This is a genomic window from Corynebacterium sp. P4-C1, assembly GCF_030503595.1.
In the GTDB taxonomy this organism is placed as follows: Bacteria; Actinomycetota; Actinomycetes; order Mycobacteriales; family Mycobacteriaceae; genus Corynebacterium.
This window is the reverse complement of sequence record NZ_CP129966.1, coordinates 693486-712246: the sequence shown is the minus strand read 5'-3', so window position 1 is coordinate 712246 and position 18761 is coordinate 693486. Positions and strand designations below refer to the sequence as shown.

Below are 18761 nucleotides of genomic sequence, written 5' to 3'. Positions count from 1 at the left end.
GAGACTACAGACGCACATCTGTTGTTCGTAGATAAGCCGTGGCGGCGAGCCACCCGGCCAGCGTGAGGACGATGGACGCGAGAGCGACTTCGACGACCGTTGATGCGTCTATCGCCCCGGATCCGGCGACTGCGGAGCTGCCCAGCCACAGGGTGTCGCTCAGCAGTCCCGGCGGCAGGAGGAAGCGAGCGAAAGAAGCACCGGAGGCAACGATTCCGAAAGAAATGATGCTGGCGACCAAAGCGATGGCGACGGGGCCTGCGAAATTGCGGATCAGCATCGACAGGAAGGACTGCCAGGCAGCGACAGCCACGGTGGGCAGCAGCGAGAGAAATGCTACCGCGAAGAATTCACCGGGCAGCGCGCCTGGCACCCCGAGGACCAGTCCGACCGCGACGGCTAGGACGACGAGCACGGCCTGCATAGCCGCCGCTGCAAGCGAGATCGCAGCGATCTTGGAGGCGATCAGGCTTCCCGCCGGGCGGGTGGAGGTGAGCAGGGAATGCCAGTTGTGGCCACGGTGCTCGACGCGCCAGGCAGCGGAGGCGATGATCGCGATGCCGGATGTCATGAAGATCATCCCGTAGAAGAGCATGATCTGGGAGAGATAGCTTGTCCACCCGGCATCGAGCTGACCTTGGTTGCCGACATAGTTGCCGGCCCCGATAGCCACAGCGATCAGCGGAACGAGGGTGAGCACTGCCCACAGGTGTGACCGGCGGTATTTCATGAGGTCGTTGCGCAGTAAATCCATTCTCTAAAGCTCCTTCCGGTTGAGCATGCGCGTTGCTGCGGCGAATACAGCACCGACAACGACGATGTAGGCACCCCATGCAAGCCAATGCGGTGCAGTCGGCGCGGTTCCTGAGTCGTCGAACGTGAACGGGACGAGCATCGCGAAGTAGCCGAACGGATTGACAGCGGCGAGCCACGTCGGCGACAAAAGTGCGGCAATGCCGAGGAAACCACCTACGACGCCGATCGCGAGTACGACGATCTGGGAGTCGGTCACGGCTGCCAGCCATAGCATCACCGCGAGCAGGGCAAGCGAGGTTCCGAGCGCGCCGAGGCCGAAAAGCGCCCAGGTGACCAACATTTCGGGCCCCGGCGCGGGAGCCCCGGCAAGGATAGGCAAGGCCAGGATCGTCGTGAACTCGACGAATTTGAACATCGCAACAAGCACCGCCGCCACACCGAATTTGCGCACAACCAACGTGCCAGGCGGCACACCAGCGATGGCGTTGAGGCGCCACCCGCCGCCCACGTTCTCAGTGTCCGCCACGCGGCTGGCGACGACCGCTAATTGCAACGGCGACAGAAAAGCTAGCGCCATGCCGTAGCCGACAAGGTGGCCGGCCCAGGACATCTCGGGGTCAGCACGGAAATCCTCGATGCGTCCTCCAGCGAAGAGATTCATTCCAGCAAATAGGACAATGCCCACACACAGCAGGAAGCCGAGCAGCACGACCTTGGTGCGGCGCAATTTAGCAATCTCGATGATCATGCGCTCAAACCCTCCCGTCCCGTCAGGCCGATGAAGATCTCCTCTAGGCTGCGACGCTTGCGCACGACTTGGTGCAGTGGAATGCCGCGGCTGACAAGGTGGGCGCAGACTTCTGCGACTTGGGTGTCGCTCAAACCCTGCAGTTCGAGTCCACCGGCCGCCGGGATGGGGCGAAGGGCAGCAAGCAACTGGGCGGCGGCATCCGCGGAGGGGGTTTGGATGAAAAGGTCGGGGAGTTGGGCGTCGTAAAGCTGTTGCTGTGAGCCCTGAAAAATGAGTGAGCCACGGTCGATGATGGTCAGATTCGAAGCCATTTTCTCAATTTCAGAGAGCAAGTGGCTGGAAACCAGCACCGTGCGGCCTTCGTCGCGGGCGAGGCTGACAATGAGAGCGCGGATCTCCTCGATGCCGGCCGGGTCGAGGCCGTTGGTGGGTTCGTCGAGGATGAGCAGCTGCGGGTCGCGGGCAAGCGCCATCGCGATGCCGAGGCGTTGTTTCATACCGAGTGAGTAGTTCTTGACCAGTTTGTCCATGTGGTTGCCCAAGCGCACAAGCTCGATGGCGCGCTGCGCATCCACGGGCGAGGCACCGAAGAGCCGCGCCGCGATCTTCATGTTCTCGCCGCCGGTCAGGTGCGGGTACGCGGAAGGTGCTTCGATAAGCGAGCCCACGCCGGCGAGCACTTCAAGGCGGGTCGCGCGGTTCATTGGCCGCCCGAGCATTGCGATCTCGCCGTTGGTTGGCGTGACCAGTCCCAGCAGCATTTTCATGGTGGTCGATTTACCTGATCCGTTCGGTCCGAGCAGTCCGTGCACGGTGCCTGCCGTGACGTCGAGGTTCAGCTTGTCGACGACCGTCGTGCCCCCGTAAGTCTTCGTCAGACCTTCAGTCCTGATGATTGATGATGTCTCCATGCCCAATAGATTTCCGCACAACCAGGGGTTTCCGCGTCGGCGCGGAGCATGATTTCTGCAGTCGTACCCGGGTATGACTCGGCTTAGGAATCCAGCAGGTCAGCCCGTCCAACAAGGCCGGTGCGGTAGGCGAAAAGCGCGGCGTGGACGCGGTCGCGCGATTGCGTTTTAGCAAGCACGCGCCCGACGTGTGTTTTCACCGTCGGCATAGAAATGAACATGCGCTCGGCAATCTCCGTATTCGTCCATCCGCGTCCGACGGCGACGAGGATCTCGGTCTCACGCTCGGTTAACTCGTCCAAGGCGAGGCGGTCGGAAGGAGACAGCAGGACAGCGTCTTCAGAAGAAGAGGAGCTGAGCTTATCGATGATCCGTTTCGTCGCTCTCGGCGAAACCACCGCATCGCCGGCGGCGGTGGTGCGGATACCGCCCAAAAGAGTGTCTGGCTCGGCATCTTTGAGCAAGAACCCGCTTGCCCCCGCGGACAACGCACCCATGACGTAGCCTTCGTCGTCGAATGTGGTCAATATGATCACCTTCGTGCCGGGAAAGCGATGCGAGAACTGGCGGGTGGCCGCAATGCCGTCGAGCACCGGCATCTGGATGTCCATGAGCACGATGTCGATCGGATCAGCGGCCATCGCCGCAAGAGCTTCTTCACCGTTGCTGGCGAGCCAGTGCACTGACAGGTCCGGCTGGGAATCGATCACTGCACGGATTCCGTGGAGAAAGAGCAGCTGGTCGTCGACAAGACCGATGGAGGAGGTCATGGCTCGACCTTATCTGCGCGCCGTAGGGGCAGGTGAGCTTCGGTGACCCACGTGCTGTGATCTGAAGGGGATGAGGTGAGGGAGCCGTCGATAAGCGATGCGCGTTCGCGCATGCCACGAAGACCGTGTCCGAGCTTGTGCGCGGTGCCGGGCGTGAAGTCGTTCTCGAGGCGAAGCGCGACCTCGTCTGGGAGCCAGGAAACAGCGAGACGAGCGGTGCCGTTGCCGTGCTTCATTGCGTTGGCGAGCGCTTCTTGGACGATGCGGTGGATCGTCAGCGTCGTGCCGGGGTCAAGCGTGGGCGGTGTGCCGTCGACGCTGTAAGTGATACGCAGTCCGCTTGCGCTACTGGTGGCAACGAGTCCGTCGATATCGAGTTCCGGAACGTGCGGTTGGACCGGGCGCTGCTCTCCTTCGCGCAGCAAGCCTACGACGCCCCGCATCTGGCGCAGTGAGTCGCGTCCAACAGAGCTGATCGTGCGCAGCGCGTCGTCGGGCGAGGCGCCGTAACGTGCGCCGTCGGCCTGCGCCACGATGACGGTGAGCGAATGCGTCACGATGTCGTGAATCTCCCGGGCGAGATGCGCACGCTGCTCCGCTGCTGCGCGCTCGAATTCCTCGCGCTGGCGCTCGAGCTGGGTTTGGAGCTCTGCCGCCGCTGATTCTTCCGCCCGGCGGCGCAGCTCGCCGAAGAGGAACCCTACGGTGAGCAGCGTAACGCTCCAAGCGATGTAGGGAACCCGCTGGTTCAATGGCAAGGCGACGAGACCGGGAACGATGAACATCGTGGCCACGATGTCTCCGCCGAGCAGAGCGGCCGCGACAATGAGACGGTGCGATGCGGGAAGATGACGGATTGCCATGTAGCCGGTGAATACAGCCAGTGTGATAGTGCCAGTAGGCAGCATTTCTGCGAAGGCGCTAGTCGCTAGCACTGCGGCGCACACACCGATGGTCACGGCCGGCCACCGCCAGCGAGTGAATGGCGCAGCGGCGACGCACGCGACCACAGCAGCGTCGGCGGCGCGAAGCCCTGACGAGAGCGGGCCGAGGAGACCGAACCCTACGAGCACGAAAGCCAGGCCGGCGTCAGTGAGCCAGACGGAGACGGCGCGTCGGCTAGTCGTCGGTGTTTCACTCATGTCTCGCAAGGGTAATTTCTCGGATCGTCATTCACGTCGTACCTCGGTATCACGTTTGGATTCGCATTTTCCGTCCGCGGTCGACCCCGAGTACACTCCGCCTCGTGCGAGTTCTGGCAGCAATGAGTGGCGGCGTCGATTCCTCTGTGGCGGCGGCGCGGCTTGTCGACGCCGGACACGACGTCGTCGGCGTCCACCTCGCCTTGAGCAAGGACGCGCAGCAGACCCGCGAATCCGCCCGCGGCTGCTGTTCGCTGGAGGATTCCGCCGACGCGCGCCGCGTGTGCGACAAGCTGGGCATCCCGTTCTACGTGTGGGATTTCTCTGACCGTTTCAAAGAAGAGGTCATCGACGATTTCGTCGAGAGTTACGCGCGCGGCGAGACCCCCAACCCGTGTCTGCGCTGCAACGAGAAGATCAAGTTCGCGGCCTTGCTCGAGCGCGCGGTCACGCTCGGTTTCGACGCGATCGCGACGGGGCACTACGCGCTTATCGACGACGCCGGCAACCTCCGCCGCTCCATCGACGCGAACAAGGACCAGTCCTACGTGCTCGGCGTGATGACGCGCGACGAGCTCGACCGGTGCCTTTTCCCGGTGGGCGACACCGAGAAGCCCCAGATCCGCGAGGAGGCCGCCGCCCACGGGTTCTCCACGGCTTCCAAGCCGGATTCCTACGACATCTGCTTCATCCCCGACGGCAACACCCAGGCATTTCTGGGCAAGTCGATCGGCATGCGCCCCGGCATGATCGTCGACCAGGACGGTGAGGAGCTCAAAGAGCACGATGGCGCGTTTCAGTACACGATCGGCCAGCGCAAGGGTTTGAATATCCGGGTGCCTGCCGCCGACGGCAAGCCCCGGTACGTCACGGACATCGACGCCGCGACCGGCACAGTCACCGTCGGCCCCCGCGCCGCTTTGGACGTGACTACCATCCACGCCGACCGCCTCAAAGTCCTCCACCCGGCGATGGAGGGCGAGTTCGATGCGAACGTCCAGATCCGTGCCCACGGTGGTGTAGTGCCGTGTCGCGCACACGTTGATGTGGATTCCGACACCATGACCTTGGCTCTGGCCGAGCCCCTTTCCGGCGTGGCACGCGGCCAGGCTGCTGTGCTCTACCTGCCGGACCCGGACGGGCAAGGCGATATCGTGCTGGGCTCCGGCACCATCTGCGGTACTGAGTCGGCCGGCGCAGACACCGCCAGTGCCGGATCGGCCGGTGCAGATGACACCGGCGAAGAAACCGCCGGCGCGGAGTCGGCGTGACAGCGTTCGGGCTGGGGACCATGCCGGGCACCGATCTCGTCCAGGCGGCGGACGTGGTGCTCTCCGAGAGCCCGCTGCCGCATCTGCCGCAGCTGCCCGCGCGGGGTGTCGGCTCGGACCTAGTCGGCCGGACTGCGGCACTGCTGCCTCTCAACCTCGACATCGGTCCGCGCTCCTGGAGGGTCACGCGCCGGCCGCAGTTGGCCACCATGCGCGCCCGCGACCAGTTCGAGCGCGACCTCGACAAACTGGAGGAACTGTGGGACGGCAAAGTCGACGAGGTGAAGGTGCAGCTCGTCGGGCCCTGGACGCTCGCCGCCCAGATCGAGATGTCAAACGAGCACCGGATGATCACCGACCGCGGCGCTACCCGGGACATCGCCGACGCGCTCGTGCAGGCGGTGGGGGAGCATAGGGGAGACGTCGAAAAGCGGTTCGGCGCGCGGACGGTGCTGCAGCTCGATGAGCCGTCCCTTGCCGCGGTGCGGAACGGGACGGTGAAGGGCGTTACCGACTACGAGGAGATCCCTGCAGTGCCCACCGAGCGCGTCTTGGATGTGCTCGGAATGTTCGGCGTGCACCTGGTCAACAGCCCGGAGCCGCTTTACGACGCAGACTGGTTCACCGTGGATCTTGCCGCCGCGCTGGACCTAGACGCGTTGGCTGGTGCGCTCGACCGCGGGGCGCGCATCGCGGTACCCGTGATGGAGCCGCGGGAGGTGTTCAACCTCTTCGACAGGCTCCAGATCGACCCGGCGGAAACCGAGGTCGATGTCTACGCCCAGCCCGGACCGACGCTTGTGAAAACGGCTGCGAATTACCATGCGGCGGCGGAGATGGCGGAAGCGGTCGCCCCCAACCGTCGATAGCTATGAGTTTGGCCATAAACAGCCTATAGACCCATTTCAACGCCTCTAGCGGATATGATGGAAGCATGGGAAACAACGGGCTGAAGTGGCAGAAGAAAGAGAGCAACTGGGTCCTGTGTATCGGGACCGCCGTCGGATTCATGATCGCGTCTTGGCTGCTTTTCGACGATCTCCTCATCTCCTTCACCATCGGCCTCGCCCTGGGAGTCGTGATGCTTCCTTTCTCGGGTAAGCACTCCGTCGCCATTGGTGACGGCACGGTGACCTACGATGCCGGGGATGGCGAGAGCATTGTTCCCGTTGCGGAGGTCGCCGCACTCCACCAAGAACCAAAAGCTGATGTGCTCATGGTGGAATTCGCCAGCGGGAAGAAGGTCGCAATCGACACCTGCGGCGACGAAGCCGGAGTCGCGGAGTTTGTCGAGCAAGTGCACAACACGCCCGAACTCAGCCACATCGGCTAAAGCCCGCGTTGGCAGCTAGCTGATCATCGGCCAGCTAGTCGAGATACCGGAGGTGTCGCGGCCGCGGGATTCGCAGTACTTCCGGAAGTCCGTCTGGATCTCGAAGTGCTTGACCGCCTGGAATTCCATGAGTTCGTCGAGTTCTTTCTGCGACAGCTCTGGCCAGACTTTGTTGACCTGCTTCCAGGCGATGCGGGCGGCGGCCATGGCATCCGCGGTGGCCTCGTGGGCGTTGTCCAGCTGCACGCCGTAGAAGTCGGACAGGGCACCTAAGTTGCGTTTGCCGCCTTTGCGGTAGCGGTCCATGGCGCGGTCGATGAGCAGGGGGTCGTAGACGGGGCCGGTGACGGTGAAGTCGCCGGTGAGGGTGCGCAGTACGGTCAGGTCGTAAGGCGCGTTGAAAACGATCAGGGTGAACCCGTCGTCCCAGGCCTGCCTGATGGTCTCGACGGTCTCGCGCAGGACGTCGTCATGGGGGCGGCCCTCGGCGCGGGCCTTCTCGGTGGAGATGCCGTGGATCGCGGCGGCTTGCTCGGGGATTTCCACGCCGGGGTCGGCGAGGTGCTCGGTGGCGGTGACGTCGCGGCCGTCGATACGCACGAGTGCAGAGGTCACGATGCGTGCCTCCCGCGGATTCGCCGACGTGGTCTCCAGGTCGAAGGAGAGCATCCGCTTCGCGTCGAAAGTAGGCATGTCGCCCATTCTAATGAGCACCGCGACACGTTTTTGCTGAAGTGCTTGACCTTGCCCCAACGTCAACGTTCACACTGTGGTCATGGGTGAGTACACGGAGTACACAATCGGAGAAGCCGCAGCGATGCTCGGCGTGACGACGAAGACGCTGCGGCACTGGGAGGCGCGCAGCCTGCTCGATCCGTGGCGGACCGCGGCCGACTACCGCGTTTACACGGACCATGACATCGAGCGGGGCGCCGCGATCGCGCTCTACCGCGGTGTGGGCATGCCGCTCGGCGACATCGCAAAGCTTATCGACGCCCCTTCCCACACCCTCCGCACCGCCCTCACCCGCCACCGGGCGCTACTGGCCGACCAGTTGGCCGCTGTGAGCAGCCAACTGGAGGCAGTGGACGCACTCATCGAAGAATCCGGACAATCCGGCGAAGGAGTAATCAACATGGACGCAATGAAGAAGTACCTCGGCGAGAAGATGCCGGAATACCAGGCTGAAGCCGAGCAACGCTGGGGTGATACCCGCGAATGGGCGCAGTCCCAGGAGAAGCTTGCCCAGATGGGTGAGAACGATTTCGCTGCTCTGCAGCGGGAGCACGAAGGGTTCGTCGCCGAACTGAAGCAGGCCCAGAAGGACGGGGTCGCGGCAGGCTCGGAGGAGGCGAAGGGGCTCGTCGATAAGCACCGCGCGTTGATCGGAAGGTGGTACGAGGTCACGCCGTCGCGGCAGCTGATTCTCGCCCGCATGTACGTCGGTGATGTGCGCTTCCACGAATCGTACGGCGGGACGCAGGACTACTTGCTCGGGCTCGTCGAAGCCCAGGCCGCGGCCGAGGGGGTGGATATCGACAACCCGCAGTGGTGACACATCTCTAGACTTAATGCCCGTGACTGAGAACAACGCACCGGACGGCACCGAAGAAACAGTGGACAAGGACCTCCTCCGCGAGTGGACGGAGCTGGCCAAGGAAGTCCGCCACCACCGGGACCTGTACTACAACGGCGACCCGGTGATCACCGACGCGGAATTCGACGGGATGTTCCGCCGCCTGCAGAAGCTGGAGGAGGACCACCCGGAGTTGGCGGTGCCGGATTCGCCGACGAAGGAGGTCGGCGCACCAACAGCTGACACCGCGTTCGCGGATGTGGAGCACCTCGAGCCGATGACGAGTCTGGACAACGTGTTCTCGGCCGAGGAGCTGGCGGACTGGCTGGCCAAGACGCCGGGGCCGTACCTGACGGAGCTGAAGATCGACGGGCTGTCGATCGACTTGGTCTACGAGAATGGAACGCTCGTGCGCGCCGCAACGCGTGGCGACGGCCGCGTCGGCGAGGACATCACAGCCAATGCCAAGGTGATCGAGGACATCCCGCACGAGCTGACCGGTGACGCGCCGGCGCTGGTCGAGGTCCGCGGCGAGGTGTTCATCCGGCCGGAGGATTTCCCGGAGCTCAACGAGCTGCGCCAAAAGGAAGGCGGCAAGCCGTTCGCGAATCCGCGCAACACAGCCGCGGGCGGCCTGCGCCAGAAAGACCCGGAGGCTGTGCGCAAGCGCAAGCTGCACATGATCTGCCACGGAATCGGGGCGCGTGAGGGCGTGGAGTTCACCTCGCAGCACGACGCGTACGAGAAGCTCGCGTCGTGGGGGCTGCCGGTCAGCGAGTACACCAGGAAGGCAGAGACAGCCGAAGACGTGCAGAAGGCTGTGGCCTATTGGGCCGACCACCGCCACGACGCGATCCACGAGATGGACGGTGTGGTGGTCAAGGTCGACGACTTGGCTGCGCAGCGCCAGCTGGGGTTCACCTCCCGTGCACCGCGCTGGGCCATCGCCTACAAGTACCCGCCGGAGGAGGTGACCACGAAGCTGCTCGACATCGAGGTCTCTATCGGCCGAACGGGCCGCGCGACGCCGTACGCGGTCATGGAGCCGGTGTTCGTGTCCGGCTCGACAGTGTCCATGGCGACGCTGCACAACCAGACGGAAGTCAAGCGCAAGGGCGTGCTCATCGGCGACACGGTGGTGGTGCGCAAGGCGGGCGAGATCATACCGGAGGTGCTTGGGCCGGTCGCGGACTTGCGGGACGGCACGGAGCGCGAATTCGTCTTCCCCGAGAACTGTCCGGCATGCGGCACGAAGCTCGCGCCCGCGAAGGAAGGCGACGCGGACTGGCGTTGTCCGAACACCCGCTCGTGCCCGGCGCAGCTCGGCGCGCGCTTGGAATACATTGCCTCCCGCGGGGCATTCGACATTGAGGCACTCGGCGAGAAAGGCGCGCACGACCTCATCGCCTCGGGCGTGCTTATCGACGAATCCACCCTCTTCTCGCTCACCTCCGACGATGTAGAAAAGTCGTCTACGTACACGAGAAAAGACGGGCAGATCAATGCGTCGGGCAAGAAGCTTTTGAAGAACTTGCAGGAGAAGAAGTCCACAGACCTGTGGCGGGTGCTGGTGGCGTTGTCGATCCGCCACGTCGGACCGACGGCGGCGCGTGCCTTGGCGGCGCGCTACAAGTCGATGGATGCTCTGCGCGCCGCGTCGGTGGACGAGCTCGCGGAGACCGACGGTGTGGGGGCCATCATTGCCGAATCCTTCAAGGACTGGTTCGAAGTGGACTGGCACGTGGAGATCGTCGATAGGTGGGCGGCTGCCGGCGTGACCATGGAAGACAACGTCGAGGATGCGGCACCCCAAACGCTGGAGGGCCTGACTGTCGTTGTCACTGGCACCCTGGAGAATTACTCCCGCGACAGCGCCAAGGAGGCGATCCTGTCACGCGGCGGCAAGGCGTCTGGTTCAGTGTCGAAGAAGACCGACTACGTCGTTGTTGGTGAAAACGCCGGCTCCAAAGAACAGAAGGCCCGCGACCTGGGCATCACGATCTTGGACGAAGCCCAGTTCGAGCAGCTGCTTGAAACCGGCGCGGTGTAGCGGGAGACCTCATTTAGGTGGTGCGGTGCTCACCGGCGCTCTGGGGGCGTGCCACCACACGGGCAGCCTGGAACCCGACGAGGGCTGCGCCCCAGAGAGCGAGCAACCACCACGCAAACACAGGCAGGTCGGTATTCCAGCTCATTCCGCGGGCCAGGAGGAAGACGATGAGGACGGTGAAGACGGCGTCGATAAGCCCGACAATGGGGGAGCGTACTCCGCGCACCGCAGTGAACGTGGCGAGCGCGAGAATAACGATCGTGAGTACCAAATTAATCATCGCTGGGTTCCTTTCAATAGTGTGATGCTGAGGTCGTCGACGCTCGCTTCGCTGGAATTAGCCACGAAGGCGGCGCGCCGGGGATTCGCAGGGTCCCAGACGAGCATCGTGCTGTAGCCCCCGGTGCCGCCGTTGTGGAAGGTGTATGCCGTTCCGCCGTCCTCCAACTCAGCCCAGCCGAGGTCCGGGCCACCGTGCGCGGAGATCCAGTCGACGTACTTCGCTATGTCCTTGGCAGTGGAGCGAATCGCGCCAGCGGGTGCCCAGCCATTCATTTCCCACCGTTCCGCGGGACGGCCAGCCAAAGTGAGTCCTTGCGGATGACCGTCGGCAGTTCCGGGCAGGGCGAGGAACGTCGAAGTCATGCCGGCGGGTTCGAGGATCTTCGTGCGGAGGAGCTCGTCGTAGCTCATACCTGCGTTCTTGGCGAGCAACTGACCGAGCAGCGCATGGCCGAAATTGGAGTAATTCTCCTCGCCGCGGCCTTTAAGCTTCAACTTCGGATTAGTGGCAGCAGCGAAAATATCCTCTGGGGTATCTCCGCGGTACGGGTTCCCGCCGTTGCGCAGCATCATGGAGAGGAACTGCGGGAGACCAATGCTTTCGAGCCGCGACAGTCCGGACGTGTGGTTGAGAAGCTCTTCCACGGTGACATCAGCAATGGGAGTGCCGGCGGCGTCAATAATGTCTTGGACTTGAGTGTCGAGGCGCAGGGTGCCAGCCTCGATCTGCTGGCGGGCGAGTTCGCCGTTGAACGTCTTGGTGAGAGAACCGATTTCAAACTCAGTGTTCTCGTCTGCGCCCAGGCCGCCGAAGCGGACCTCCCCGCCTTCGCTGACGAAAGCGGCGAGCTCGTTGGAGCCAGGGTCGGCGCCCGTTTCCAACAGAGTGGAGATTTCCTCCTCGCCGGTACGCTGCGTTGCCAACGCGATGGGGCGGGGCCCGAACGCGATGAGCAATGAAAGTGTCGCGAGAGCGGCGACCCCAGCGACGATGAGCGCTGCGGGACCGAAATGCCTTTGTTGGTTGCGGTTGTTTTGCTTAGTGGTCATCAGTGATCTTCTCCTGCTGCGATGATGGTCAACAGTGGGACGACGCGGGCGGGGCGCACCTCGAAGTGGCCGTTGAGCTTGGCTACCCACCCCGCGTCCTGCAGGGCTCCCAGGTGGTGGTAGCCGGTGCCGGTGGAAGAAACGATTGCTTCCTCCACGAGTTCCGCGACTGACGCAGGTTTCGTGAGGAGCCGGCGGAGTATCGCTCCGCGGATAGGGTGCGCGATAGCGGCGATTCGCTCGGTGTACTCGTCCCATTCGTGGCCCAGCAGATAGTCCGTTTCGCGCTGCCACTGGTACGCGTATTCGTGGCCGCCGACGCGGACGGAGCCGCCGAAGACGAGCGCGCCATTATCTGGCCCGTTATCTGTTCCAGCCTGCGCGCCAGCTTGCGGCCGGGATGCCTCCACTCCGTCGACGACCCAGTAGTCGCCGGTGGTACGGGTGAGCGGGGAGGTGCCGCCGGACGATGATGCTTGGGATTCCAAGGCGGCGACGCGCTCCTCGAGCGCCCCTAACCGCTCCAATAAAATGGAATCGTTTTGAGTCAGTTTAGTAATCTGCTGGTCCACAACTCCAATATTATAAAATATGTTTGCAATTGTCGAGGATTCTTGGGTTGGTCAGTGTTTCAGAGTTTGGGCATTGAGAAAGTGGGGGCATTGAAAAAGCGCGTCGGAGCGCGCTTTGAGATGGCCTTAGTGGGGTGGTGGCTCCCGGAGGCGGAACTAACGCACCAAGGCGCCGACGATCGCACCGAGGTCGCCGATGTGGGTGACTTCGGAAGCGAGGAAGTCGGGGCCGCCGGTGCGGCCGACGATCAAGTAGAGGCCGGTCGTGCCGAGGGGGGTGACCGCCAGGGTGGAATCGAGGAGCCACCATGCCTCCGGCACCCATGTGTCGGTGTCGTCGCGGAGGATGCGGGCATGGGAGACGTCGATAAGCGCGGGCGCGGAACCGTCGTCTCCCGGTGCAGCCTGGGATGCGGCGACGCGCTCGCTGCCTTTGCCGGTGTCGCGAAGGACGACCGCCCACGAGGATGTCAAGGCGAGCGGCATGACGGAAACGAGTTCCTGCATTGCGGCGGGCAGGTCGTTGACTTGGTTTGCGACGCGCGCCAGCATCTGCACCTGCTCGCGGCGGTCGACGCGGCCGGTGAACGGGCGGATCGAATCGACCTCCACTCCGTCGACAGACACGGCGGCGGTGATGAGCGAATCGACCATGGTGCCCGTGGGCAGCTCAACCACGATATCGTCGGTGACCAGCGCGGCACCGTCGTTGAACGTGGTCTCGACGATGTCGACAGACTTGATATTCGCGTCGATCATGCCGAAGGCCTCGGCGAGCTCACCGAGGCTGCCGGGGGTATCGGGCAAAACGACGCGGATCAGGTAGGACATGGACCTATTTATAGCAAGCTGGCATGTCCAGGGCGGGCGTACGATCGGGGGCCGGACAGATTCAACCCGATCGGAGGTAAATAATGCAGCCGAATGGACTCGACGAGTCCACCCTGGCGGGAACTGAGCCCCGCGCATTCGCGGACGCCCTGCTCGGCGCCGGAACGAGGCTGGCGAAGGACGGCGACGAGGTCGTTGTCACAGGGCATGACCTCGCGCGCGAGGTGGCCGAGACACCGGAGAAGTTTTCTTCCGCCGTGTCGCGCTTCATGCAGCTGCCCAACGGCCTTGACGGTGAAGAGCACGCCAAGGTCCGCACGATGATCGAGCGCTACCTCGATGCTCCCGCCGTCGAGGGGCTCGAACCGGCGTTCCGGGAGATTGCCCGGGCCATCATCGCCGATGCCGCAAAGGAAGGCATGGTCGACGCAGTGGGGGACGTGGGCGCGCAATTCGCGGTCCGCGCGATGACCGCCTGGTTGGGGTGGCCGGCAGAGGTCAACGAGGAGTTGGTCGCGTGGGTCGCGGACAACAATGCGGCCACCCGTTCCGGGCAGCTCGAGCGCACGGCCGCGGTGGCGGAGCGTTTCGACGATATCATCCGTTCCGTCGTCGCACCGTTGCAGGAGAATCCGGATGATTCGGTGACGTCGCGCCTGATTTACGACGACAGCCTTGGCCGCCCGCTGGAATTCGAGGAGGTCGTCTCCATTCTGCGCAACTGGACCGCAGGAGACCTGAGCTCCATGGCGTACTGCATCGGCGTGATCGTCGAAGCCTTGATCCAGCACCCGGAGCTCAAGGAGCGCTTGGGTCAAGGTGTCTCCCGCGCCGAGTTCACAGCGATAGCCGACGAGATCCTCCGTGCCGATTCCCCGTTCGTAAGCAACCGGCGCATCACCACCTGCCCCGTGTCGCTCGACGGTGTGGAGCTGCCGGAGGGGCAGAAGGTGCGCATCCACTGGACCGCCGCCAACCGCGACCCGGAGACGTTTGACGACGTCGACGGCTTCGATCCGGAGGCGAACGCGCCGCAGAACCTGGTTTGGGGCGCCGGCCCGCACGCATGCCCGGGCAAGGACCTCTCCGTGATTGAGCTGCAGGCGTTCACCGAAGAGCTCTGCGCGGCCGTGGAGTTGTCGCGTGCGGGCGATGGGGAACGGGAGATCCACCCGGTGGGTGGCTGGGCGTCGCTTCCCGTGCGCCTTACCGCTCGCGGTTGAGCAATCCCGCGTGACGTAAGATAAGGCGCGTCAAGAGCAACCCGAGGATTTAAGAAGGTGGGACAACGTGGCTGAAGCCTCAGGAATCTCCCGCGAGGAGGTCGCAGGCATCGCGCGGTTGGCGCGCATCGCCGTGAGCGACGAGGAGCTGGACCAGCTGGCTGGTCAGCTGGACACCATCGTGGAGGCCGTCTCCGCAGTGCAATCAGTGGACACCGAAGGCGTCGAGCCGATGAGCCACCCGCACAGTGTTGAAGCGGCAATGCGTGAGGACGTCCAGCGCACCACCCTCACCCAGACCCAGGCCCTCGACCAGGCACCGGAGGTTGAGGACGACCGCTTCATGGTTCCGCAGATCCTGGGGGAGGAGGACTAATGGCCGACTACACTATTCCCGCTGAAGGTTTGACCAGCCTGCCGGCGCACGTGCTGGCAGAGAAGATCCAGGCCGGCGAGGTGACCTCCCGCGAGGTCACCCAGGCATTTCTGGACCGCATAGCGGAGACAGACGGGACCATCGGCGCTTTTTTGCACGTCGGTGCAGAGGAAGCGTTGAAGACTGCCGATGAAGTCGACGCCGCTGTGAAGGCTGGCGAAGCTCCGGCGTCCCCGCTTGCCGGTGTGCCGCTGGCTTTGAAAGACCTATTTGTCACCACCGACGCTCCGACCACGGCCGCCTCGAAGATGCTCGAGGGCTACATGAGCCCGTACGACGCGACGATCGTGACCAAGATCCGTAAGGCAGGCATCCCGATTCTGGGCAAGACCAACCTCGACGAGTTCGCGATGGGCTCCTCGACGGAGAATTCCGCGTACAAGGTCACCCGAAACCCCCATGACCTGGACCGAACCCCGGGTGGTTCAGGCGGCGGAACCGCGGCGGCTCTGGCTGCGGGGCAGGCGCCCTTGGGCATCGGCACCGACACCGGCGGCTCCATCCGCCAGCCAGCGTCGCTCACCGGCACCGTCGGTGTGAAGCCGACCTACGGCGCTGTCTCCCGCTACGGCATGATCGCCAACGCCTCCTCCCTCGACCAGTGCGGTCCGTGCGCGAACAACGTGCTCGACACTGCTTTGCTGCACGAGGTCATTGCCGGCCACGACGAGTTCGATGCCACGAGCGTCGACCGCCCAGTCAGCTCCGTCGTCGCTGCCGCCCGCGAGGGTGCTTCCGGCGATCTCACCGGCGTCAAGGTGGGCCGCGTGAAGCAGTTCGGCGGCGAGGGGACGCAAAGTGGTGTGGGGGAAGCCATCGATAAGGCGATCGCGCAGCTGGAATCCCAGGGTGCGGAGATCGTTGAGGTGGATTGCCCGAATTTCGCCCACGTCATGGGTGCGTACTACATCATCCAGACTTCCGAGGTCAGCTCGAACCTCGCGCGTTTCGACGGCATGCGTTACGGCCAGCGCGTCGGCGACGACGGCACGAATTCGGCCGAGGACGTCATGTCGCTCACCCGCGGTGAAGGCTTCGGCGACGAGGTCAAGCGCCGCGTCATCCTGGGCACCTACGCTCTGTCTGTCGGCTACTACGACGCGTACTACCTGCAGGCGCAGCGCATCCGTACCCTCGTGGCTCAGGATTTCGCCAAGGCCTTCGAGCTGGTGGATATCATCGCCGGTCCGGCGACTCCGACCACGGCGTTCAAGCTGGGCGACAAGGTCGACGACCCGCTGGCAATGTACAACTTCGACCTCTTTACGCTGCCGCTGAACCTGGCTGGTCTGCCGGGCATGTCGGTGCCGGCCGGCACCGCGTCCGACACCGGACTGCCTGTCGGTCTGCAGCTCATCGCGCCGGCCTTCGCCGACGAACGTCTCTACCAGGTGGCCGCCGCTTTTGAAGCCCGCCGTTAACCCCTGGAATACCCTCGCGGCACTCGCCGCGGGGTATTTTCTCGTTCTGATCGACCAGGGCTTCATGCCCGTGATCACCCCGATGCTGCCTTTCGACGTGGGCAATGCGGTGTGGCTGACCAGCGTGTACCTGCTGTGCACCGTGGCCCCCATGCCGGCGACCGGCCGGTTGGGCGACGCCTACGGTCAGCGCCGCGTGTTCCTCATCGGCCTGGCGGTCTATGTAGCTGCCCTCGTGTTCGCGGGGGCATCCTGGTCGTTCGGCTCCCTCGTTGTCGCGCGCGGGGTGCAGGGCTTCGGTGCCGCTGTTTTCCTGCCGCAGGCCTTCGGGCTGATTCCTCGTGTTTTCAACGAAGACACCCAGGGGCGCGCCTTTGCCGCGTGGGGTGTGATCGGTTCGGTCGCCTCCCTGATAGGTCCGGTGGCTGGCGGCGCCATAGCTGAATCGGCTGGCTGGCGCGCCGCGTTCTTCGCCCAGGCGGGGCTTGGTGCCGCCGCACTTGTCGCCGGCCTGGTCGCGCTGCCGAAGCTGCCGGCGGGGCAGCAGCGGATCTATTTTCTTCCCGTCCTGCTGTCCTTCGGCGGACTCGGGTGCTTGGTCTACGGCATCCAGTACGGCGAGTGGCTGAGCATCGCACTCGGCGTCGTGAGTCTCGCTGCCCTCTTCCTAGCTGCGCGCAGCGGCGAGGACAGAGGCTTCCTACCCCTGGAACTCGTCCGCGACCGTTCCTTCGCCCTCGGTGCCGTCGGCGTTGCCGCGATGGGCTTCACTGTGGCGTCGATGTTCATCCCGTTGATGTACTGGTTGCAGACAGTCGCCGGGGCATCGCCGACCGCCTCCGGACTCATCGCGGCGCCGATGTCGGTCTTCGCGTTGGTGCTCACACCTGCCGCCGGCTACCTCACGGACCGGCGTGACCCCGGCCTGCTGTGCGTCGGCGGCTTTCTCGTGTGCGCGGCGGGCTTGGGGTTCGCCATCGTTTTGATCGGCGCATCCGCGGACGTGTGGTGGTTCGCCGCCGTGACCGCGTTGCTGGGAATCGGCGGGGCTTTCGTGTGGGCACCGAACGCGGCGGTGACCATGAGGGGCGTTGCGGAGGGGCAGACCGGCGCGGCGTCCGGGTTGTACAACACCGCCCGCCAGGTGGGAAGCGTCCTCGGTGTCGCATTGATGGGCACAGTGCTCGCCGCCGGGCCGATCGAGGCCACCGCGGGGAAGGCGGTCGCCCTTCCGCTGGCGGCGATGCTCGTCGGTGCCGCTGCTTCAATTCCGCTGCGCACCAGGAAGGGCAATAAGGTTCCGCACGGCGCGGACAGCGCTACTTAATCGCGCTAGTCTGGGTCATATGCGTCTTGCCACACTTACTTCCGGCGGCGACTGCCCCGGCCTCAACGCTGTCATCCGCGGCATTGTCCGCACCGCGAGCTCGGAATACGGCTCTACCGTTGTCGGCTACCAGGACGGCTGGGTAGGTCTCATGGAGGACCTTCGCCAGGATTTGTACGACGACGCCTTCATCGATTCGATCCTGCTGCGCGGCGGCACCATTTTGGGCACCGGCCGCCTGCACCCGGACAAGTTCAAGGCCGGCTTGGACCAGATCAAGGCGAACCTCGAGGATGCCGGTATTGACGCGCTGATCCCGATCGGCGGCGAAGGCACCCTCAAGGGCGCCAAGTGGCTCTCCGACAACGGTATTCCGGTGGTGGGTGTGCCGAAGACGATCGACAACGACGTCAACGCGACCGACTACACTTTCGGCTTCGACACGGCGGTGTCGGTGGCAACGGATGCCATCGATCGTTTGCACACCACGGCGGAATCCCACAACCGCATCCTCATTGTCGAGGTCATGGGCCGTCACGTCGGCTGGATCGCGCTCCACGCGGGCATGGCCGGCGGCGCGCACTACACGGTCATCCCGGAGGACCCCTTCGACATCGAGGACATCTGCAAGGCGATGGAGCGCCGTTTCCAGATGGGGGAGAAGTACGGCATCATCGTCGTCGCCGAGGGCGCTGTGCCCAAGGAGGGCACCATGGACGCGGGCCTCGGCGAGGAGGACGAATTCGGCCACAAGACCTTCAACGGCATGGGCCAGATCATCGGCGACGAGATCAAGCGCCGCCTAGGCTACGACGTGCGCACGACCGTGCTCGGCCACACGCAGCGCGGCGGCACCCCGACGGCCTATGACCGTGTCCTCGCCACCCGCTACGGTATCCATGCCGCTCGCGCCGCACACGAAGGCAATTTCGGTACCACTGTCGCACTCCACGGCGAAGAAATCGCGCTCGTCCCGCTCGCGGATGCCGTGGGCCAGTTGAAGCGCGTTCCGGAGTACCGGATCAAGACTGCCCGTTCCGTGTTCGGTTAAAATCACCA

Annotated in this window: 20 protein-coding genes; 10 read left to right on the top strand and 10 right to left on the bottom strand. The window is 64.2% G+C overall.

The window, feature by feature from the left end; all coding sequences use genetic code 11:
- Positions 1 to 4: 4 nt before the first annotated feature.
- The 5 genes from QYR03_RS03340 to QYR03_RS03320 all read right to left on the bottom strand — a co-directional run bounded on the left by QYR03_RS03340 (position 5) and on the right by QYR03_RS03320 (position 4330).
- A complete protein-coding gene (locus QYR03_RS03340) occupies positions 5 to 754 on the bottom strand; it encodes an ABC transporter permease (protein WP_259850941.1) in 750 nt (249 codons plus the stop codon).
- A gap of 3 nt (positions 755 to 757) precedes the next feature.
- Positions 758 to 1504: an ABC transporter permease gene (locus QYR03_RS03335; RefSeq protein WP_259850942.1), complete on the bottom strand. Its 747-nt coding sequence runs from the start codon at positions 1502 to 1504 to the stop codon at positions 758 to 760.
- Positions 1501 to 2418 carry an ABC transporter ATP-binding protein gene (locus QYR03_RS03330; RefSeq protein WP_259850943.1) on the bottom strand — a complete coding sequence of 306 codons (918 nt, stop codon included), beginning with the start codon at positions 2416 to 2418 and terminating at the stop codon, positions 1501 to 1503. The genes QYR03_RS03335 and QYR03_RS03330 overlap by 4 nt, the downstream gene beginning before the upstream one ends.
- Before the next feature lie 83 nt (positions 2419 to 2501).
- Entirely contained in the window at positions 2502 to 3188 is a 687-nt protein-coding gene (locus QYR03_RS03325) for a response regulator transcription factor (protein WP_259850944.1), read from the bottom strand.
- Positions 3185 to 4330, bottom strand: a complete 1146-nt coding sequence (locus tag QYR03_RS03320; RefSeq protein ID WP_301712815.1) for a sensor histidine kinase — start codon at positions 4328 to 4330, stop codon at positions 3185 to 3187. Before QYR03_RS03320 ends, QYR03_RS03325 begins: the two co-directional genes overlap by 4 nt.
- Before the next feature lie 104 nt (positions 4331 to 4434).
- On the opposite strand from QYR03_RS03320, the gene mnmA reads away from it, so the two are divergent.
- The 3 genes from mnmA to QYR03_RS03305 all read left to right on the top strand — a co-directional run bounded on the left by mnmA (position 4435) and on the right by QYR03_RS03305 (position 6934).
- Positions 4435 to 5601, top strand: coding sequence for a tRNA 2-thiouridine(34) synthase MnmA (mnmA, locus tag QYR03_RS03315; protein WP_259850946.1), 1167 nt, complete (start codon positions 4435 to 4437; stop codon positions 5599 to 5601).
- Positions 5598 to 6470, top strand: a complete 873-nt coding sequence (locus QYR03_RS03310; RefSeq protein ID WP_259850947.1) for a methionine synthase — start codon at positions 5598 to 5600, stop codon at positions 6468 to 6470. Before mnmA ends, QYR03_RS03310 begins: the two co-directional genes overlap by 4 nt.
- A gap of 65 nt (positions 6471 to 6535) precedes the next feature.
- A complete protein-coding gene (locus tag QYR03_RS03305; RefSeq protein ID WP_301712814.1) occupies positions 6536 to 6934 on the top strand; it encodes a hypothetical protein in 399 nt (132 codons plus the stop codon).
- 15 nt (positions 6935 to 6949) lie between these two features.
- On the opposite strand, the gene QYR03_RS03300 is transcribed toward QYR03_RS03305, so the two are convergent.
- Positions 6950 to 7627 carry a 3'-5' exonuclease gene (locus QYR03_RS03300; RefSeq protein WP_259850951.1) on the bottom strand — a complete coding sequence of 226 codons (678 nt, stop codon included), beginning with the start codon at positions 7625 to 7627 and terminating at the stop codon, positions 6950 to 6952.
- An 82-nt stretch (positions 7628 to 7709) separates the two neighbouring features.
- Here QYR03_RS03300 and QYR03_RS03295 point away from each other — a divergent pair, with 82 nt between their 5' ends.
- Both QYR03_RS03295 and ligA read left to right on the top strand, forming a co-directional pair.
- Positions 7710 to 8489 (top strand): MerR family transcriptional regulator, encoded by a 780-nt coding sequence (locus tag QYR03_RS03295; RefSeq protein ID WP_301712813.1) that lies wholly within the window; start codon positions 7710 to 7712, stop codon positions 8487 to 8489.
- A gap of 16 nt (positions 8490 to 8505) precedes the next feature.
- Complete coding sequence (gene ligA, locus QYR03_RS03290; protein ID WP_301712812.1) at positions 8506 to 10560, top strand: NAD-dependent DNA ligase LigA; 2055 nt, start codon at positions 8506 to 8508, stop codon at positions 10558 to 10560.
- 13 nt (positions 10561 to 10573) lie between these two features.
- Here ligA and QYR03_RS03285 read toward each other — a convergent pair whose 3' ends face one another.
- The 4 genes from QYR03_RS03285 to QYR03_RS03270 form a co-directional block, all read right to left on the bottom strand.
- A complete protein-coding gene (locus QYR03_RS03285; protein WP_301712811.1) occupies positions 10574 to 10840 on the bottom strand; it encodes a hypothetical protein in 267 nt (88 codons plus the stop codon).
- Positions 10837 to 11892 (bottom strand): serine hydrolase, encoded by a 1056-nt coding sequence (locus QYR03_RS03280; protein ID WP_259850957.1) that lies wholly within the window; start codon positions 11890 to 11892, stop codon positions 10837 to 10839. The genes QYR03_RS03285 and QYR03_RS03280 overlap by 4 nt, the downstream gene beginning before the upstream one ends.
- Complete coding sequence (locus QYR03_RS03275) at positions 11892 to 12380, bottom strand: helix-turn-helix transcriptional regulator (RefSeq protein WP_259850958.1); 489 nt, start codon at positions 12378 to 12380, stop codon at positions 11892 to 11894. Before QYR03_RS03275 ends, QYR03_RS03280 begins: the two co-directional genes overlap by 1 nt.
- Positions 12381 to 12620: 240 nt before the next feature.
- The gene (locus QYR03_RS03270) at positions 12621 to 13295 is read right to left on the bottom strand and encodes an amino acid-binding ACT domain protein (RefSeq protein WP_301712810.1); all 675 of its coding nucleotides are present in this window, start codon (positions 13293 to 13295) and stop codon (positions 12621 to 12623) included.
- 83 nt (positions 13296 to 13378) lie between these two features.
- Here QYR03_RS03270 and QYR03_RS03265 point away from each other — a divergent pair, with 83 nt between their 5' ends.
- The 5 genes from QYR03_RS03265 (at position 13379) to QYR03_RS03245 (ending at position 18753) form a co-directional block, all read left to right on the top strand.
- Entirely contained in the window at positions 13379 to 14518 is a 1140-nt protein-coding gene (locus tag QYR03_RS03265; protein WP_301712809.1) for a cytochrome P450, read from the top strand.
- Between the two features lie 67 nt (positions 14519 to 14585).
- On the top strand, positions 14586 to 14894 hold the full coding sequence (gene gatC / locus QYR03_RS03260; RefSeq protein WP_301712808.1) for an Asp-tRNA(Asn)/Glu-tRNA(Gln) amidotransferase subunit GatC: 309 nt from the start codon (positions 14586 to 14588) through the stop codon (positions 14892 to 14894).
- On the top strand, positions 14894 to 16375 hold the full coding sequence (gene gatA / locus QYR03_RS03255) for an Asp-tRNA(Asn)/Glu-tRNA(Gln) amidotransferase subunit GatA (protein ID WP_301712807.1): 1482 nt from the start codon (positions 14894 to 14896) through the stop codon (positions 16373 to 16375). The genes gatC and gatA overlap by 1 nt, the downstream gene beginning before the upstream one ends.
- Complete coding sequence (locus QYR03_RS03250) at positions 16359 to 17702, top strand: MFS transporter (RefSeq protein WP_301712806.1); 1344 nt, start codon at positions 16359 to 16361, stop codon at positions 17700 to 17702. The genes gatA and QYR03_RS03250 overlap by 17 nt, the downstream gene beginning before the upstream one ends.
- Before the next feature lie 19 nt (positions 17703 to 17721).
- Positions 17722 to 18753 carry a 6-phosphofructokinase gene (locus QYR03_RS03245; protein WP_259850967.1) on the top strand — a complete coding sequence of 344 codons (1032 nt, stop codon included), beginning with the start codon at positions 17722 to 17724 and terminating at the stop codon, positions 18751 to 18753.
- Positions 18754 to 18761 lie beyond the last annotated feature (8 nt).

What these genes read in the sequence shown, in the direction of transcription:
- QYR03_RS03295 (WP_301712813.1), top strand. Translation starts at nt 7,710, where the DNA reads ATGGGTGAGTACACGGAGTACACAATCGGAGAAGCCGCAGCGATGCTC.
- QYR03_RS03335 (WP_259850942.1), bottom strand. Translation starts at nt 1,504, where the DNA reads ATGATCATCGAGATTGCTAAATTGCGCCGCACCAAGGTCGTGCTGCTC.
- QYR03_RS03270 (WP_301712810.1), bottom strand. Translation starts at nt 13,295, where the DNA reads ATGTCCTACCTGATCCGCGTCGTTTTGCCCGATACCCCCGGCAGCCTC.
- QYR03_RS03265 (WP_301712809.1), top strand. Translation starts at nt 13,379, where the DNA reads ATGCAGCCGAATGGACTCGACGAGTCCACCCTGGCGGGAACTGAGCCC.
- QYR03_RS03325 (WP_259850944.1), bottom strand. Translation starts at nt 3,188, where the DNA reads ATGACCTCCTCCATCGGTCTTGTCGACGACCAGCTGCTCTTTCTCCAC.
- QYR03_RS03245 (WP_259850967.1), top strand. Translation starts at nt 17,722, where the DNA reads ATGCGTCTTGCCACACTTACTTCCGGCGGCGACTGCCCCGGCCTCAAC.
- QYR03_RS03300 (WP_259850951.1), bottom strand. Translation starts at nt 7,627, where the DNA reads ATGCCTACTTTCGACGCGAAGCGGATGCTCTCCTTCGACCTGGAGACC.
- ligA (WP_301712812.1), top strand. Translation starts at nt 8,506, where the DNA reads ATGCCCGTGACTGAGAACAACGCACCGGACGGCACCGAAGAAACAGTG.
- QYR03_RS03285 (WP_301712811.1), bottom strand. Translation starts at nt 10,840, where the DNA reads ATGATTAATTTGGTACTCACGATCGTTATTCTCGCGCTCGCCACGTTC.
- QYR03_RS03280 (WP_259850957.1), bottom strand. Translation starts at nt 11,892, where the DNA reads ATGACCACTAAGCAAAACAACCGCAACCAACAAAGGCATTTCGGTCCC.
- QYR03_RS03340 (WP_259850941.1), bottom strand. Translation starts at nt 754, where the DNA reads ATGGATTTACTGCGCAACGACCTCATGAAATACCGCCGGTCACACCTG.
- QYR03_RS03305 (WP_301712814.1), top strand. Translation starts at nt 6,536, where the DNA reads ATGGGAAACAACGGGCTGAAGTGGCAGAAGAAAGAGAGCAACTGGGTC.
- QYR03_RS03330 (WP_259850943.1), bottom strand. Translation starts at nt 2,418, where the DNA reads ATGGAGACATCATCAATCATCAGGACTGAAGGTCTGACGAAGACTTAC.
- gatA (WP_301712807.1), top strand. Translation starts at nt 14,894, where the DNA reads ATGGCCGACTACACTATTCCCGCTGAAGGTTTGACCAGCCTGCCGGCG.
- QYR03_RS03320 (WP_301712815.1), bottom strand. Translation starts at nt 4,330, where the DNA reads ATGAGTGAAACACCGACGACTAGCCGACGCGCCGTCTCCGTCTGGCTC.